Origin of the sequence: Arsenophonus nasoniae, from assembly GCF_004768525.1 — a bacterium.
Classification (GTDB): domain Bacteria; phylum Pseudomonadota; class Gammaproteobacteria; order Enterobacterales; family Enterobacteriaceae; genus Arsenophonus; species Arsenophonus nasoniae.
Genome location: NZ_CP038613.1, coordinates 3,005,098 through 3,021,692 on the forward strand (window position 1 = coordinate 3,005,098; position 16,595 = coordinate 3,021,692).

A 16,595-nucleotide genomic window follows, 5' to 3' on the forward strand; every position below is an offset into this window, starting at 1 on the left:
ATCATGATGAAAGTAAATTGACTAGTTAGTAGACTACAAAAGAAACGGCTACCATTTGGTAGCCACTTTAGATGATATGCCATAACAAATAAATTTTTAACATTAAGTAAATTCAAGTTTTAAGCAAATACTTTATCAGGGCATAATAAAATTATGGATAAATCAAAAATCATAACTGACAGAAACCTTTAAAGTACGCGGAGTACCCTGAAAAATATAGGTACCATAGTCTTCAACGCCAGACCAATATTTTTCATTAGTTAAGTTATCAATACCAACCCGCCAAACTATCTCATTTTGATTATGATTAACTTGCATATTGTAACGCATTGCCAAATCCAAAGTGGTATAGCTAGCAAGTTTTTTACTATTTTCTATATTTACATATTGGGAGCCAGAATGATTTATCCGCATAATTGCCGTTAAACCGTCTATTGATTCAATGTCATATTCAGCACCTATAACCATGTAAAAACGTGGTACTCCAATCGCATCATTACCATCATTGACTCTATCTTGTGTCTTTGTTAACACTGGATTTAACCAAGTTGCACTAGTATTCAATCGCAAACCTAATACCGGTTCACCAAATATGTTTAATTCCATACCTCGATTACGTTGTTGACCAGTAAGGCTATAACGTTTTGTGACACTATCCAAAAGTGCAGACGGTTTTTTAATTTCAAATAAGGCTAATGTACCGCCGATCCGGTCAAAATCCATTTTCATCCCTATCTCATTTTGCTGGGAATAAGCAATACCTGTACTTTGACCATAATTTGATGCGTTCTTTGGTGCTATGCTTCCCGGTTGCAAGGCTTCTGTATGATTGGCATATAAAGCAACTTGCTGCCATGGTTTGTAAACTATCCCATAGGTAGGCATCCAATGGCCCTTGCTATACCGTGCATCACGCTCTTCAGCACCGGTTTCATTATTATAATTGCGAACCTCTACTTTCTGATGACGTGCAGCTATCAATAATTGTAATTTATCATCAAAGGCACTCAATGTATCACTTAATAACCAACCCTGAGTAAAGGCACGACCCGTTGTTAATGGATCAGAATAGTTGCCACCAAAAATGGTATTATCCGGCATAGCAACATAACGAGTATGATAAATATTAGTAATAGGATTATTAGTAGACATTCGCCATGCCATTCTATTACGTTTATTCTGTGCAGAATATCCCATATTCAAGCGATGAGTAATAAAAGCGGTTGCAAGCTGCCCCCTTACGCCGACCATAGCACTAAACGAATCAATAAAAAGTTTGGTATCAAGCCGGCTTACTGTTGCATCACCTTTGCGATTTATTACTTTCGGTGAGCTATAGGTACCTATTTCTTGGCTATGTTGACCACCCGCCCCAGCATACATTATCCAGTTATCAGCTAGATCATATTCAACTCGTGCGAGACCAAACTAGTTCTCTATATTACTATAACCCCACTTTTGACTATAATTGTGTCTGTTATTGGGTACTAGTGGAATAAAATTGACTTCACTAATATTTACACCCATGGTACCACCGTGAAAAGTTTTCTTTTGATAACCGAAATCCAATGAACTTCTAACTCGGTTACTATGATAATCCAAAGCAAGCGTGGCTAACGTGGTTCGGCGCTTATCATTTTTTACCGCAGTTTCTCCCTCGCGGTGAACTAAATTAAGACGCGCACCAAACTGATTATCTTCACCAAAACGACGACCAACATCTAATGTTCCACCCACTTGCGATATTGAAGTGTAGTCTAAGCCTAAACGGGTAATAGGTATATCCTCTGCTCGTTTGGGTTCAAGGTTAATTATGCCACCAACGCCAGAAGAAGCGGCACCATTGACTAATGCGTTAGCACCCTTGAAAATTTCAACCCGCTCAATCATTGCAGTATCCACCATCTGACGAGGTAGAATGCCAGGCAGTCCCCCGAGCGTCATATCATCGCCATCTAACTTAAAGCCTCTGATACGATAAGTTTCGGCAAAATTACCAAACCCTTGTATACTCTGAACTCCGGCATCGTTATTGACGACCTCAGCAACAGTTTTTGCCTGTTGATCGCTGACCATTTTCGCCGTATAACCAATGACATTAAATGGAACATCCATGGCATTTTGCTCACCCAACATACCAAGACGACCACCATGTGCAATATGGCCATTTAAATGGGCTGGCACAAGGGAATCTCCGCCAGATTGAAAGTCATTTTGCGACTTTGCATGCACGACAATGATATCTTGTTGATTTTTTATATTATTGATTTCAGCAGTTGCTGTTTGCGCTGTAGTATTCATTGTCAGCATCAATAACGAGCCACAAAATGGTACCTTCATGTATTTAATATTTTTCATATTTTATTCAAACAAAAGACTGGTGTTGTAAATAATGACCGCCTGGAAAGTTAATTTTTTATAAATCAGCAAAAACTGAACTGAGCAAAAAGCAGCCAACACTCATTTCATAGCCATGATGAATTGGAAATAACTTGCCATTATTCGGTCATGATAAAAAAACAGAAACCCTATATAATAAAATATATTTTTTATCATATAGTTACTGATGCGAACTCTTTACGTTTAACGCTTTACCTAAAATGATATATATTCCCTGTCAAATATAAAAAAGCAATTACTGAAATAGGAATTCATGCAAACGAAAATGAGAATTATACTCATTTGATTGAGGTAATCAAGAATCTATATAAAATATTAATAACGAAATAAATGTATATTTTAGCGTAAGTAATTAGCTAAAAATATTTTTTATTTATAAAATTCAATCTATTAACTCACTACTCGTTTAATTAAAATTAATTAAAATGGGTGTGTTAATATATTTTATACAAACCCATTTTCAAAATTTAATATAAGTAAATAATAAATATATAAAACCATATAAAAACTTAACTAATATAAAATAGCTTTAATAAAAAACCACCAGCATTAACCAGTGGCTATTAATAAAAATACTTTGCAATGAAAAATTATTGTATAATCCATTCATTACCATCAGAAACAAACATTAATTTTTCAGATTTATTTATTCTAAGCTGCTTATTATCAAAATAGAGGGTTGAAGGATAACTAGCATTAGATTTAATATATATTGATTTAAATTTATATTTGTTTGCATCTGGGAAATAAATTTTAGGTGCCCAGCTTCCATCATAAGTTTTTATGGCAATTAACGCATTATAATTTAAAGCGGCAGCTACTTCTTCTACCAAAATATTTTGACTATTCCTGATAGTAACTTTATGAATATTAGGAGGAATAGATACATTAAGATTACTAATAGTGTTAATACATTCTCCATCATTACATGCTGCATGAACGACAAATATATTATTACAGTTACCACTAGTGTAAGTACGTTGTTTAGCTAGAATGCGATTATCGCCTAAAGGATTGCGAAACATAGAAGCTTGCGCACCGATATCATAACAAGACTTTAATTGATTATGACCATGAGAATATTCGTCGACAAATCCTTTAGAATTATTTAATTTGCCATAATTATTTGGTACTTCAATAATACCGATCGTAGTTGATGTTCCATCCATTAAATCAGTAATCAAACCAGTAACTAAATTTCCATCTTTGCTAACATCCAGTCGATACAAATGTCCTGCTATCCATTGAATAACAACATCACACTGTACACCTGAACCAGCATAATAAAAATAACGGCAATTCCCACTTCGCCACCCTTTAGCCTGTTTAATTGAATAATTAAATGCATGAACGCCATTTTGTCTATTTTGTAATCCAATAAAACCAGTACCTCCATTTATAAAATTAAATTGATTCGCCCAATAATAATTTGACCTCGAGCCGCCATCATTATTAACTTGTAGGAAAAAGGATATTTTATTGAATGCAGCATTGTCAGGCCATTTATGTTGAATTGTTACAATATCACCGACTACAATCGCATTAGATAAACTACTCCATAAAAATACCAAAAATAATAAATAAATTTTCTTCATATAGTTATTCCTATTTATTTTATATTATTTATTAAATGATGAAATAATTGAGGTTTATTTAATTATTATCCACAAAAAAATATTTTATAACATATTGAATATAATATATTTCTGCTATTGCAAAAAAAATAAAAAATTATAAAATAGTTATATTTAAAATTAAGTTTAATTGACTAAATAGTACTAATTTTAGCAAAATGTAATTATGATTTAGTTATAATTAATATTTAGGTTGAATTATACTACAGCCCATTCTTTCAACTAATTTTCCTGGTTTTGATTTTATTGCTTGCTGAATATTTTCTGGTAACCCACTCCAAATAATTAACCCAGTTCTCTGTTCAATTTCTTTTACTGTGACTTGATATTGACAAAAATTCCCACTCAGTGGCGTATTTTGTTCCATAATAAATGCAGCATAAGAAGATTTTTCAGGACTGTCATTTATATATGTCACTTTCCAGTATCCACTAGGGATAAGATGTTTTTTGTCGCTATTAGGTAGCTTACCAATATTTTTTTCATATAAAGGACCTGTTACTGAAAACACCTTATTACCTACTCTGGCTAGCGCTCTTTCTTGATCTTCTAAACGCGCCCATGCGCCTTGATTAAGCTCTGCGACTTGTGGGGTGATATTAGATAAATAATTAAGTGCCGGCCAGTCCGCCAAACCTGCCAAAGAAGCTAATGGCGCCTGATGGCCTCTATCCACTTTTAATGCTTTATTGGCACCAATATAATCTGCTGGAGACAAGGTTGCATTATTACTTAAATCTGGATCTTTTTTCCAATTTCTATCCTTACCGCTGCCTAAGCTATCCATCGTTATTAAGTAGGCAACCCAATTTGCAAATTTAGTATTACTGTTATTATTTAGCGTATAGACTACACGTTGTATCGTGGTATTACTTCCTCCTATTGGACAACCTATTCCACAATTTTGTCTAACTTGAGGCGTAATTTTTTCAATAGACTTAACAGGTGCTGGTTCATGTTGAACAATATTACAGCCAGAAATAAGTAAAAATAAATGGTAAAAATATTTTCATATGATAATTTCTCATCTTAATAGTCGATTTTTTTATATAAATTTTACTATAATATTTAAACCAGCAAACAAGCTATTTGACAACAAGATAAAACAGTAAAAATAAATATAAAATACAATAAATACTCTTATATAAATAAAATTTACAATATTTCACAAATGTTATTGCAATGTTGAAAAATATAGCGCACAATTAATCGTCATTTTTACTTATCATTGGAGGATAATTTTATGACAGGGTTATTGAAAACTTTAGCTATTATCATCTCTATTTTTAGTATTAATTGTGGCTATGCTGCAGCTGATATATTAAATGACAATATAAAAAGCACTGATATAACTACCAACATAGGTTTCAATCCACCTTTTGAAAAAATAATTACAAATATCATTGATGCCACGACAGAAATCAAGAATAGCGCTCCTCAGTTATCTAACTGAATTAGACATACCTCTTCAGTAAGAAGAGGTGTATTATCTCTAATTTAATAATTACGTTTTTTGTTAAGGATCACAAGATTAAATTCTGAATAACATTAGCAAAATTTGACAATACATGATTTATTAATATAAATAGTTTTATTAAAAAATTTAAATTAAAATATAGCAATATTTATTAACTAATAGTTTCAAATAAAACATTTAAATTCGTTTTATATTGTAGAAATATTACTCTATCAGTTAGGCGTTATTCCAATATATTATAAATTTATTCTAAAATGTTTTCTATTATTTTATCTAATTTCAATTATCAAGCCTTAGTCATTAATAAACAATTTTTATACTTATAAATGATAAAAACGCCACAGCTGACCAAGTAATTTGAAAACTCTACAGATTGTCATCTAATGACGACAGTATTAGAGATATTTCAACATTCTTTTTCTAATGATAGAGTATCTATTCTTGCAAACAAAAAAATATGATTGATTAATATTATCACTAATAACAAATATTCCTTAGACATAACTATCAATAACTAAATAATTTAGAAAACACAATATAAGAAACAAAATTTCAGATTAATATACTATGATAAATATTGTTATTTAATTTATAATCGATAGCGAATTTCACAAAAATAAAGGTTAAAAATGAATAGATTAAAATTAACGATTGCTCTTTCTTCCTGTTTATTATTAGCTGCTTGTGATAAGCAAACAGAAACAACTATGTCAGATAATGAAAATAAACCCATCCCGCTAGCAATTAAAATGATGGGAAATAGTTTCCAGCCTGATGTTAGTAATGTTGTTATTACTCAACGTACTAATCGTATTGAGTCTCCTGATTCAGTTGAAGTAAGTATTGTAGAGTCCGGCCTTTTAGACGATTCTGTCGAAGCAATCAAAACCATTTTTACTTTTATTCTTAAAGATGACAAATGGATCTTAGAAAAACCGCAAGATGTATTAATTAAATGCTATGAAGGTAGAGGACATAAGGATTTTTCACCTGAAACATGTGCCTAATCTATAGTTAAATATTAGCCAAAATGCGATAAAATTCTTAAGGTACCGTAACCAATTACGGTACCTTATAAGGTGCGATTAGCAGACAAGAAATTATTAGCAAATAAAATTAATGTTTATAGCAAATGTTAGTAAATGACAATATTTTAACTCTAGTTAATTTTATCTATCTTATTTATTCAATATGAGATATTGAATAGTAAATAAATATTTTATAACAAAAATCAAATATTATGTTTAAGCCTCTTTTCTTAGTATAAATAGCCTACTATTTTCATTCATTAGCATATTATGTTAATGAATTTTATTATGCTAATTTGGCGGAAATAACATAATCTGCACCATGTTTTAAACTTCCCTGTTGGGCAATACATAAAAGTGCCTGTTGTTCTAATTGATTGATATGCTCAAGCATCGACATGGCTAATTGTCGATCAACGAATGTATTAACCCGCTGGCGGCACATTTCCATTTGGCCTGTCAACCAATTGTGACCATAATTAATTGGATAATGTTTAAGATCTACTATTTCAAATCCCATTTGTTGTAAATGATAGATCACCCAATCGGCCGGATATTCTCGATATGGACGTTCACCAGCAAGTAATAAACATGCGTCACGCAAACGGCCAATACTTACCACAAGATGCCCCGCTCGGCAATTTGCATTGTAAGGGACATAAGGCTCCAAACCAGTAAAATAAAGCCGATTAAGGGTTAATGCTTTTAAAGAGGTATTTGCCAGTAAGGCACAAAGCCGTCTACCGCGCCTAATAAATAATCAGCTATAACAGTATCAAATCGTTCATTAACCATGAAATCACTATCAGCCCAATTACCTAATAAAAGACGATCCTGAGGTCTTTGTCTGGCAGAGATAATTTGCTGAATATCGGCTTTCATATTAATTGCACAAGTTACTGCAGTCCAACTTTCACTCTTAAGCTGGCTGATCCAGCTTAGTGAATTAATACCTGTACCCGCATCTAATATCTTGCCCCAGGGGTTATTACCATGAATCATTTCAATATGACGAAATAGTGTTGATACCAAATCAATTCCCCTAGAAATTTAGAAAGATAAACTTGCTCCAATAACAAAATTACGACCAGGCAAATACATTTCATTTTTAATATACGAGGTATGATCCCGAGCTGCGCCATTAAATAGATTCTCAATGCGCCCATACAGCATATAATCTAAGTCATTAAAATGATTTTGCCAGGTTAGGCCAATATCAACTCGGTTATAACCGGCTGTTGATGTTTCATATTGCGCTGTTTTATGTTGGCTACCAACATGAGTAAGTCGCAACCGGCCGTTTAAGGATTCAAACCATTGATGTTCAATGGTAGCTGAGATGCGGTAAGCCGGGATACGTGGCAAATAACCGCCACTACGAAGCTTGGCTTTAACAATATCACCCTGGACAGAGAACTTGGTATTATCCGTGAGTTGATATGATGCTTCAGCTTCAATCCCATTAAAAACAGCATCTTGCTGTACATAGTGTAGATGGCGATAACCCGCACCAGGTGAATAACCTGCATCCTTACCATAAATATATCCATCAATATGGTTATAGTAAGTATTTAAGCCAAATTGGAAATCGCCGGCAAATTTGGTAAAACCAATATCAAAATTAGTTGCTGATTCAGCTTTAAGATGTTCATTACCTGTTTCAATCGTCCTTGTTGCAGCATGGATCCCATTTGCATAAAGTTCTTCAGCAATAGGTAAACGTTTAGAATGTGATAATGAGGCCGTCAATGCATATTCAGGAGCCAATGTCCATGTTACAACGGCCGATCCGGAAGTACCACTATGTTGGCTAGAACGACTACCTTTTGTTACATCAATTTTTTGCCACTCATGACGAACGCCTAATTCATAACGTAATGGGCCGGCCTCAAATTCCTCAATTAAAAAAAGCGCCTGATTACGGGTCAAAGTAGCAGGAACATACGCTTCTAAACCTTCAGCAGAAAAATTACGCTGAGTAAACTGTCCACCTATTACCCCGTGCCAACCTAAAATAGGTGCATGGGTTAATTCTAGCCGTCCTTCTGTTGCTTTATTATTAAATGTCGTTTCAACTGTCTGACCTTCAATTTCATCATGACTATAATTCGTATGTGCCGCACGTAATCGGATACGCTCAAAACCGCTAAAAGGATCCAGATATTCGCTACGGATTTCCCAACGTTGCTGTTTCATATTCACAAAGGGAACACCATGGCTATGATTGTGTTGATGATCGTGCGCATGAGTAAGCCCATGATGCATATGACCATGATGATGCGTATGATCATCTTTCTCACAATGCCAATTTCCTGAAGAACTATGTTCATGGCAATGAGCATGGCTGTGACCCGGTAAACCATATTCATTATGTTGAATACCATACGCCAGACCAATATAGCCCTTTTCCCCAATCAAACTGGCACCAATATTAAAATTATTAGTACGATTATAAGAGCCCTGCAAGCGATAAGAATCTAGTTCACCGGCACGCTTTGGCATACGATAATCTTGCGCATGACGTTTTAATCCTTCCAATCGAAGCGCAAAATTCTCTTTACCTAATGTTAATCCGACCGCTCCAGTATTTTCATAAGCGACACTATTGGTCCGTAGATCAATCTGTCCCGCATAACCTTTTTCTGGTACTGAAGTGGGGATCCGATCATCTAGCACATTAATAACACCACCCATTGCACCACCACCATAAAGTAATGTTGCTGGCCCTTTTAAAACTTCAATTCGATTAGCTAAGAAAGGTTCGCTGGTGATCGCGTGATCAGGTCCAGCAATCGAAGCATCCAGTACATCAATGCCATCATTCAGTACCTTAACGCGTGCGCCCGACATACCACGAATAATTGGCTTTACTGCGCCTGCTCCAAAATGGCTACCATTAATACCTGGTATTTCCTCTAATGTTTCAGCAATAGAAGCCTTACGCTGCTGCGTTAACTCCTCTCCCGACAAAACCTTGGTTGGCGTTGTCATCAATAAAGAAGGGCGATTTAATGGATCGGTTTTTACAACGATAACATCCTTGTTCTTTTTTTCCGTACTTAGTTTTGCATCTGCCATTACGCCAGATGAAATAGCCATCCCAATTGCTGTTGTCAAACTGGACAATAAAATTTTCTTCATTTTGTTTACATTTCCTATAAACGAGTGCTCTTTAATTCCATTAATTGTATTATGTTATAATATAACATTAACTGTAGTGAAAAAATAGCCCATTTCTTAACAAATGAAATGATTATTAATAATTTCTGTAATTAATAATTTTTTAGGAGGGCTCATTAAGCTAATCGGGATATTAATTTGTTAATTAATATTTATAGAATTTTACACAAGTAATTTAGAGACTAACCACATATCATGTTAAAAGTACCAACATCACTACCAACAACAAGTTTTACCCACGCCGATTAGTCGTTCCTCTTGATCCAGCTCAATCCAGAAGTATGGTGAATTATTAAAATCTGCTTACCTTGATTAGCGATTTATCCACTGAGGAAAAAATTTTGTCTATCTTACGCCGCACGTTAATTGTCTTACTTAGTTGTACCTCGTTCTATATTTATGCGGCTTCCAATAAAGAATTAAATATTGCCTGGCCAGTGAATGTTGGGCCACTTAATCCCCATCTCTACACCCCAAACCAAATTTTTGCCCAAAGTATGATTTATGAGCCCTTAGTTAAATATCAAGCTAATGGGCAAGTAACACCGTGGCTCGCAAAAAGTTGGCAACATTCCGAAGATAGAAGAGTTTGGATTTTTACCTTACGCGATGATGTTACTTTTTCTAACGGTGAACCCTTTAATGCACAAGCCGCTGAAAAAAATTTTCGTGCTGTACTCAATAACCGCCAACGTCATGCTTGGCTAGAATTGACTAATCAGATAACCAATGTTAAAGCGTTAAATAACAATCAGTTACAAATCACACTTAAAAGTGCTTATTACCCTTTCCTACAGGAGCTATCTTTACCTCGACCTTTCCGTTTTATCGCACCTTCGCAGTTTAAAAAAAATGAAACTATGGATGGTATCATTGCCCCAATTGGTACTGGGCCATGGAAGTTACAAACGTCAAAACTTAATCAATATGATGTCCTGTTACGTAATGATCATTATTGGGGCAAAAAACCGATACTAGAAAAAATAACCATCAAAGTGATCCCCGATCCAATCAGCCGTGCTGTCGCATTTGAAGCTGGCGATATCGATCTACTATATGGTAATGACGGACTCTTACCACCCGAGATTTTCGCTTACTTAAGCCGTAATCCACAGTACCAGTCCCAACTCTCTGCTCCGATTGAAACGATAATGTTAGCCTTAAATTCTGCGCGAACACCAACTAAAGAGTTAGCGGTACGCGAAGCACTTAATTATGCTGTTGATAAAAAAAAGCTGATTGCCAATACGTTTGATGGTACCCAAAAAGTAGCCAATACCTTGTTTGCGCCAACGGTACCTTACGCCAATATCAAACTCCCTGCACGAGAGTATGACCCGCAGAAAGCTAAAGCATTATTGGATAGTGCTGGCTGGATATTACCAGCAGACAAAACAATTCGTGAGAAGGCAGGCGAACCATTAAGAATAGAACTCGCTTTTATTGCAACCGACGCCCTCAATAAATCAATGGCTGAAGTTATTCAGGCTAACCTACAGCAAATTGGTGTAGACACAAGACTAATAGGCGAAGAAGAAAGCAGCTTTTATGCCCGTCAACGAGATGGCAGATTTAGCATGATTTTTAATCGCACCTGGGGTACGCCTTACGATCCATACGCTTTTATGAGCTCAATGCGGGTACCTTCACATGCTGATTATCAAGCTCAATTAGGCTTATCGGACAAAAAGATCATTGACAATGAAATCACCCAGATCCTGACAACAACCGATGAGCAACAGCGCAAAATGTTATACGTTGATGTACTAACTCGATTACATCATTCAGCGGTTTATTTGCCAATTAGTTACATATCACTCATGACCATTTCACGTCCGCAATTGGGCCATATCCCGTTTGCACCTATATCGACAGAAATTGCATTTGAGCAAATCAACCCGGAGAAATCATAATGTTGCGCTATATTTTACGGCGTATTCTACTACTAATACCGTTGCTATTAGCCGCCTCAGTTATTGTTTTCGTACTGCTGCGTTATGGCACGGGCGATCCAGCCATGGACTATTTACGACTGTCAAATCTACCACCTACACCAGAAATGTTGGCATCAACACGCATAATGCTTGGCCTTGATCAACCCCTGACTGTGCAATATGGAACATGGTTATGGAAAGCACTGCATCTAGATTTTGGCAAATCATATGCAACTCAACGTCCTGTACTAAATGATCTTTTACAATTTTTGCCAGCAACTTTGCAACTCGCTGGAGCGGCATTATTCATTATTTTATTTACCTCTATCCCCTTAGGAATCTGGGCAGCGCGTCATCGAAATCGCTTACCTGATTTTGTCGTACGCATCATCGCATTTTTAGGCGTTTCCATGCCAAACTTCTGGCTAGCCTTCCTATTAATCATGTTATTTTCAGTTTGGCTAAAATGGTTACCTGCTCTAGGTTATGGTAGCTGGCAACATATTATCCTACCGGCATTTTCTATTGCTTTTATGTCACTAGCAATTAATGCCAGACTGCTACGTGCGAGTATGTTAGAGGTTGCCGGACAACGACACGTTAGCTGGGCAAGATTACGAGGACTCACCGAGAAACAAACTGAAAGACGACATATTTTACGTAATGCGTCACTACCGATAGTAACCGCTCTTGGGATGCACATTGGTGAGCTGATTGGCGGCACCATGATTATTGAAAGCATATTTGCCTGGCCCGGTATAGGTCGATATGCAGTATCGGCAATTTTTAATCGAGACTATCCGGTGATCCAATGTTTCACCTTAATGATGGTGGTGGTTTATGTGCTATGCAATCTGTTGGTTGATCTGCTTAATGCCGTTCTTGACCCACGGTTCCGACATCAAGAAAGGGGAAATGCATGAATTTTTACCTTTCAACTCGTTGGTCTGTACGCTTAGCGATCATCATTATTGCGCTACTGATTATAACAGCCCTTACCAGCCATTGGTGGCTACCTTACGATCCACAAGCGATTGAGCTAACACAACGGCTACTACCACCAAATCAGCAACACTGGCTTGGCACCGACCATTTAGGTCGCGATATTTTCTCTCGTTTATTAGCCGCAACACGCGTGTCACTTGGCTCAGTCATACTGTGTCTTATATTAATCTTGGCATTGGGGTTAAGCATTGGTGCAAGCGCTGGGTTATTGGGTGGCAAAATAGATCAAATTCTGATGCGTATTACTGAGCTTTTTATGACGTTTCCTACTTCAATTCTATCATTTTTTATGGTTGGCGTTTTAGGAACAGGGCTAACCAATGTCATCATTGCTATTGCTTTATCGCACTGGGCTTGGTATGCACGTATGGTGCGTAGTATTGTTATTTCTCTGCGTCAACGTGAATTTATTCTAATAGCAAAAATGTATGGCGCCAATAGCGGTCGTTTATTTATCGATCACCTAGCTGGTGCAATCATCCCATCGTTATTAGTTTTGGCAACCTTAGATCTTGGTCATATGATGCTACATGTGGCAGGCATGTCTTTTCTTGGACTGGGTGTTACTGCACCAACAGCTGAATGGGGAGTCATGATTAATGATGCTCGCCAATATATCTGGACTCAACCACTACAAATATTGTGGCCAGGCTTAGCCCTGTTTTTAACGGTGATGGCTTTTAACCTAGTTGGAGATGCCCTACGCGATCACCTTGATCCTTATCTGGTAGCGGAGCGTAACGACTAATGTCAGAGAGAATTGAATTGCAGAATATAACGCTTAAAGCCCAACGACTGCTGGTACAAGCTGTGTCGCTAACGATCAATAAAGGCAAAGTGCTAGCATTAGTCGGCAGCAGTGGTTGTGGCAAATCATTAACTTGCGCCGCCATGCTCGGCATATTACCTGCGGGCGTAAATCAAACTGACGGAAACTTACTGCTGGATGGGCAAATTATCTCTCCCCAACAGTTACGTGGCACACATATCGCAACTATCATGCAAAATCCACGTAGTGCTTTCAATCCGCTTAATACAATGATTAGCCATATTCAAGAAACCTGCCACGCTCTCGGCAAACCCGTTGATATTGCCATGATAAAAGCAACATTAAAGTCAGTTGGATTAGAAAATGCCGACCATATACTTTCACTTTATCCTTTTGAAATGAGCGGTGGAATGTTACAACGAATGATGATGCAATAGCTATACTCAGTGATACGCCATTTATCATTGCGGATGAACCAACGACTGACCTTGATACAGTTGCTCAAACTCATCTTCTGGATCTACTAGAAAATATTATCCAAACTCGTGCAATTGGCATGTTATTGGTCACTCATGATATGGGGATAGTTGCTCGTTTAGCTGATGACGTCGCCGTTATGCATGCTGGTAAAATTGTCGAATATAGCAACGTTAACGCCATTTTCAATAGACCTAAGCAGCAAATTACGCGTAATTTACTGGCGGCACATCTGGCATTATATGATCTGGGGTTATCTGTATGACATTACTTGATATTGACAAAGTCACTTTTGGCTATCCTCATCAGCCTCTACTTTTTAACCAAATAACACTAACTCTAAAGGCTGGAGAAAGCGTTGCATTATTGGGGCGCAGTGGTTGTGGAAAAAGCACGTTAGCGCGTTTATTGGTAGGTCTAATCTCACCTTGTTCAGGCGAGATCCGCTGGGGCGGAACTTCTCTAACAAAGCTAAAGGGAAAAGCTATGAGCCAGTTTCGTAAAGATATTCAGATCGTATTTCAAGATCCAATAACCGCCGTTAACCCACGTAAAACCATAGACGAAATTATTCGTGAACCCATTCGCCACCTTTTATCACTAACTAAAAAGGAAGAACAGGCACGCATAGCTAAAATGCTAAATGCGGTTGAATTGGATAGTTACCTACTCAATCAACGCCCATCTCAATTAAGTGGTGGTCAGTTACAGCGTGTATGCCTAGCACGTGCCATGGCTGTCGAGCCTAAATTGTTAATCCTTGATGAGGCCGTTTCTAATCTCGATCTGATACTACAAGCGGAAATTATTCAGTTACTTAAAAATCTTCAGCAACAATTCTACACGGCATGTTTATTCATTACCCATGACTTACGATTAGTTGAACGCCTCTGTCAACAACTCATGATAATGGAAAATGGCCAAATTATTGAAACTTCAGTGGTAAAAACGCCATTGATCTTACACTCGAAGACCGGTAAGGCACTACAGAATGCAGTTTTGCCAGCATTTCCTGTATATAATGACAATTCTATAGCAGAGGTATTTTTCTAATTGAATCACAGACTGTCCAGGTAAATTTTCAGCAAATCCGTGATGATTTGCTGAAAATATTTTTTAATTTGCCGACTTTCACTATTTATTTTCCTTACTGATAAATGACTAACTAATATATTTAATAATGGACTTTGATAAAAATTAGCATATTTTTAAATAATAATACTTAAGACTTTATTAACCGTTAAGGAAAAAATATGGCTTATTATGGTTGGGTTCTTATCAAATTTATTATTGGATTTGTCATTGTTATTACACATTTAAACCTTTCAGGTAAAACACAACTATCGCAAATGACGCCGATTGATTTTATAGGTAATTTTGTTTTAGGAGGTATAATTGGCGGGGTAATTTACACAGATTCAATTCCTCTATATCAATACATTATCGTTTTGCTCATTGGTGTTTCATTGGTTTCCTTATTGAATTTTATAAGCAAACATATCCACTGCATTCGTTCTGTCACCATTGGTGATCCAATTCCAATTATTAAACATGGCAAATTTTTAATGGAAAACATTCTGCAAAACAAAAATAAAATAGATATTTTAAAAATCTCCTCACAGCTGAGAGCACAAGGGATACATTCTTTTCAAGAAGTTGTTTATGCGCAGATTGAGCCAGATGGACAGATAACCGCTGTTTGTGAGGGCGCAAAAATGCCATCGGTGATCTTAATGAAAGATGGTGAAATAAGAAAAGCGGGGCTTAACGAAATTGAAAAAGATAAAGACTGGCTATTAAAAAAAATGAAAAAATTCAAAATCGAAGAAAAAAATGTATTTATTGCTGAATTCTGGCAAGGTAATTTATTATTTATATTAAAAAATGGTGACATTAAAAAACTACCCGCTGACTTGCTTAAAAAGCAGCTAAAATAATTTATTTACACTACAATAAACAACCAAATTCAATTTTTAAACTTCTAAATAAAATTTTCTAATAAATCAATCGTACAGGCATCAAAAAATACTTTTTAATTAACCGGCTGATTAAAATATTTTTAGCTGTCAATTGGGCTAACTTAAAAATAGTTATAAAGGATCCGACTATTTTAATATTTTCATTCATTAAAACTTATATAATGATTATAAAACTTAAATTTATCATCATCATATTAATAAAAAATAGTAAACCAGATTAAATGAAAAATTTCTTTTATAAAATATATAGATTAACTCTACTACACTATCTCTGTTTTTTACTAACTCACTAAATTCGTTGACACAGCTCACTTTATATCAACATAGCAACAATTAATCTTTCCCATTACCACTGAAATATTATACCCATAAGCCGATATCGACACTGCTGTCTCTTTTGCGTTAATTGCTTAAGATCAAAAAAAGCCAGCATTCAAGCTGGCCAACACCAGGGAAAACAACAACTTCGACATTAAGTTTGATAATTATAATACAGCAAAAAATTATTAAAAATAACAAATATAACGTTTAATGCTCAAATAATAACCATCCCATTAACTACTTTGATGTTAATCAAAATGTAATATGTGGTTAGCCAAAAGTGAACAATAAATAATTTAATTTTAAATGACAAACAGACATCGGAATGACACGGCACCTACTCTAATTGAGATATGGAATTCAAGTGAATATCGAGGCAAATTGCCAGATA

12 protein-coding genes and 2 pseudogenes are annotated in these 16,595 nt (G+C 35.8%); 8 read left to right on the forward strand and 6 right to left on the reverse strand.

The genetic code is table 11. The features are described 5' to 3' along the window. Nucleotides 1–162: 162 nt before the first annotated feature. The 3 genes and pseudogenes from ArsFIN_RS15170 to ArsFIN_RS15180 all read right to left on the reverse strand — a co-directional run bounded on the left by ArsFIN_RS15170 (nt 163) and on the right by ArsFIN_RS15180 (nt 4,968). Nucleotides 163–2,358 (reverse strand): annotated as a pseudogene (locus ArsFIN_RS15170) (TonB-dependent receptor). Nucleotides 2,359–2,990: 632 nt separating this feature from the next. Beyond that, a complete protein-coding gene (locus ArsFIN_RS15175) occupies nt 2,991–3,995 on the reverse strand; it encodes a DUF3472 domain-containing protein (RefSeq protein WP_034249597.1) in 1,005 nt (334 codons plus the stop codon). Nucleotides 3,996–4,215: 220 nt separating this feature from the next. Next, the gene (locus tag ArsFIN_RS15180; RefSeq protein WP_407062040.1) at nt 4,216–4,968 is read right to left on the reverse strand and encodes a DNA/RNA non-specific endonuclease; all 753 of its coding nucleotides are present in this window, start codon (nt 4,966–4,968) and stop codon (nt 4,216–4,218) included. Nucleotides 4,969–5,277: 309 nt separating this feature from the next. Between ArsFIN_RS15180 and ArsFIN_RS15185 the strand changes: the two genes are divergently transcribed. Continuing rightward, nucleotides 5,278–5,487, forward strand: a complete 210-nt coding sequence (locus tag ArsFIN_RS15185) for a hypothetical protein (RefSeq protein ID WP_026822788.1) — start codon at nt 5,278–5,280, stop codon at nt 5,485–5,487. Nucleotides 5,488–6,140: 653 nt separating this feature from the next. After that, nucleotides 6,141–6,518: a hypothetical protein gene (locus tag ArsFIN_RS15190; RefSeq protein WP_034249601.1), complete on the forward strand. Its 378-nt coding sequence runs from the start codon at nt 6,141–6,143 to the stop codon at nt 6,516–6,518. Nucleotides 6,519–6,825: 307 nt separating this feature from the next. On the opposite strand, the gene ArsFIN_RS26995 is transcribed toward ArsFIN_RS15190, so the two are convergent. The 3 genes from ArsFIN_RS26995 to ArsFIN_RS15200 all read right to left on the reverse strand — a co-directional run bounded on the left by ArsFIN_RS26995 (nt 6,826) and on the right by ArsFIN_RS15200 (nt 9,680). Next, a complete protein-coding gene (locus tag ArsFIN_RS26995) occupies nt 6,826–7,161 on the reverse strand; it encodes a hypothetical protein (RefSeq protein ID WP_210409079.1) in 336 nt (111 codons plus the stop codon). A gap of 83 nt (nt 7,162–7,244) precedes the next feature. Further along, a complete protein-coding gene (locus tag ArsFIN_RS27000) occupies nt 7,245–7,571 on the reverse strand; it encodes a class I SAM-dependent methyltransferase (protein ID WP_210409080.1) in 327 nt (108 codons plus the stop codon). 18 nt (nt 7,572–7,589) lie between these two features. Beyond that, complete coding sequence (locus tag ArsFIN_RS15200; protein WP_026822789.1) at nt 7,590–9,680, reverse strand: TonB-dependent receptor; 2,091 nt, start codon at nt 9,678–9,680, stop codon at nt 7,590–7,592. A gap of 377 nt (nt 9,681–10,057) precedes the next feature. Here ArsFIN_RS15200 and nikA point away from each other — a divergent pair, with 377 nt between their 5' ends. From nikA to ArsFIN_RS15230, 6 genes and pseudogenes are all read left to right on the forward strand, one after another. Next, nucleotides 10,058–11,632: a nickel ABC transporter substrate-binding protein gene (gene nikA, locus ArsFIN_RS15205; protein ID WP_026822790.1), complete on the forward strand. Its 1,575-nt coding sequence runs from the start codon at nt 10,058–10,060 to the stop codon at nt 11,630–11,632. After that, nucleotides 11,632–12,576 (forward strand): nickel ABC transporter permease subunit NikB, encoded by a 945-nt coding sequence (gene nikB / locus ArsFIN_RS15210; protein WP_026822791.1) that lies wholly within the window; start codon nt 11,632–11,634, stop codon nt 12,574–12,576. Before nikA ends, nikB begins: the two co-directional genes overlap by 1 nt. Beyond that, on the forward strand, nt 12,573–13,406 hold the full coding sequence (gene nikC, locus ArsFIN_RS15215) for a nickel ABC transporter permease subunit NikC (protein WP_026822792.1): 834 nt from the start codon (nt 12,573–12,575) through the stop codon (nt 13,404–13,406). The genes nikB and nikC overlap by 4 nt, the downstream gene beginning before the upstream one ends. After that, a pseudogene (locus ArsFIN_RS15220) lies at nt 13,406–14,169 on the forward strand (nickel import ATP-binding protein NikD). Before nikC ends, ArsFIN_RS15220 begins: the two are co-directional and overlap by 1 nt. Then, nucleotides 14,166–14,957 (forward strand): nickel import ATP-binding protein NikE, encoded by a 792-nt coding sequence (nikE, locus tag ArsFIN_RS15225; RefSeq protein WP_026822793.1) that lies wholly within the window; start codon nt 14,166–14,168, stop codon nt 14,955–14,957. Before ArsFIN_RS15220 ends, nikE begins: the two are co-directional and overlap by 4 nt. 200 nt (nt 14,958–15,157) lie before the next feature. Next, nucleotides 15,158–15,841 carry a DUF421 domain-containing protein gene (locus ArsFIN_RS15230; protein ID WP_026822794.1) on the forward strand — a complete coding sequence of 228 codons (684 nt, stop codon included), beginning with the start codon at nt 15,158–15,160 and terminating at the stop codon, nt 15,839–15,841. The last annotated feature ends 754 nt before the right edge of the window (nt 15,842–16,595 follow it).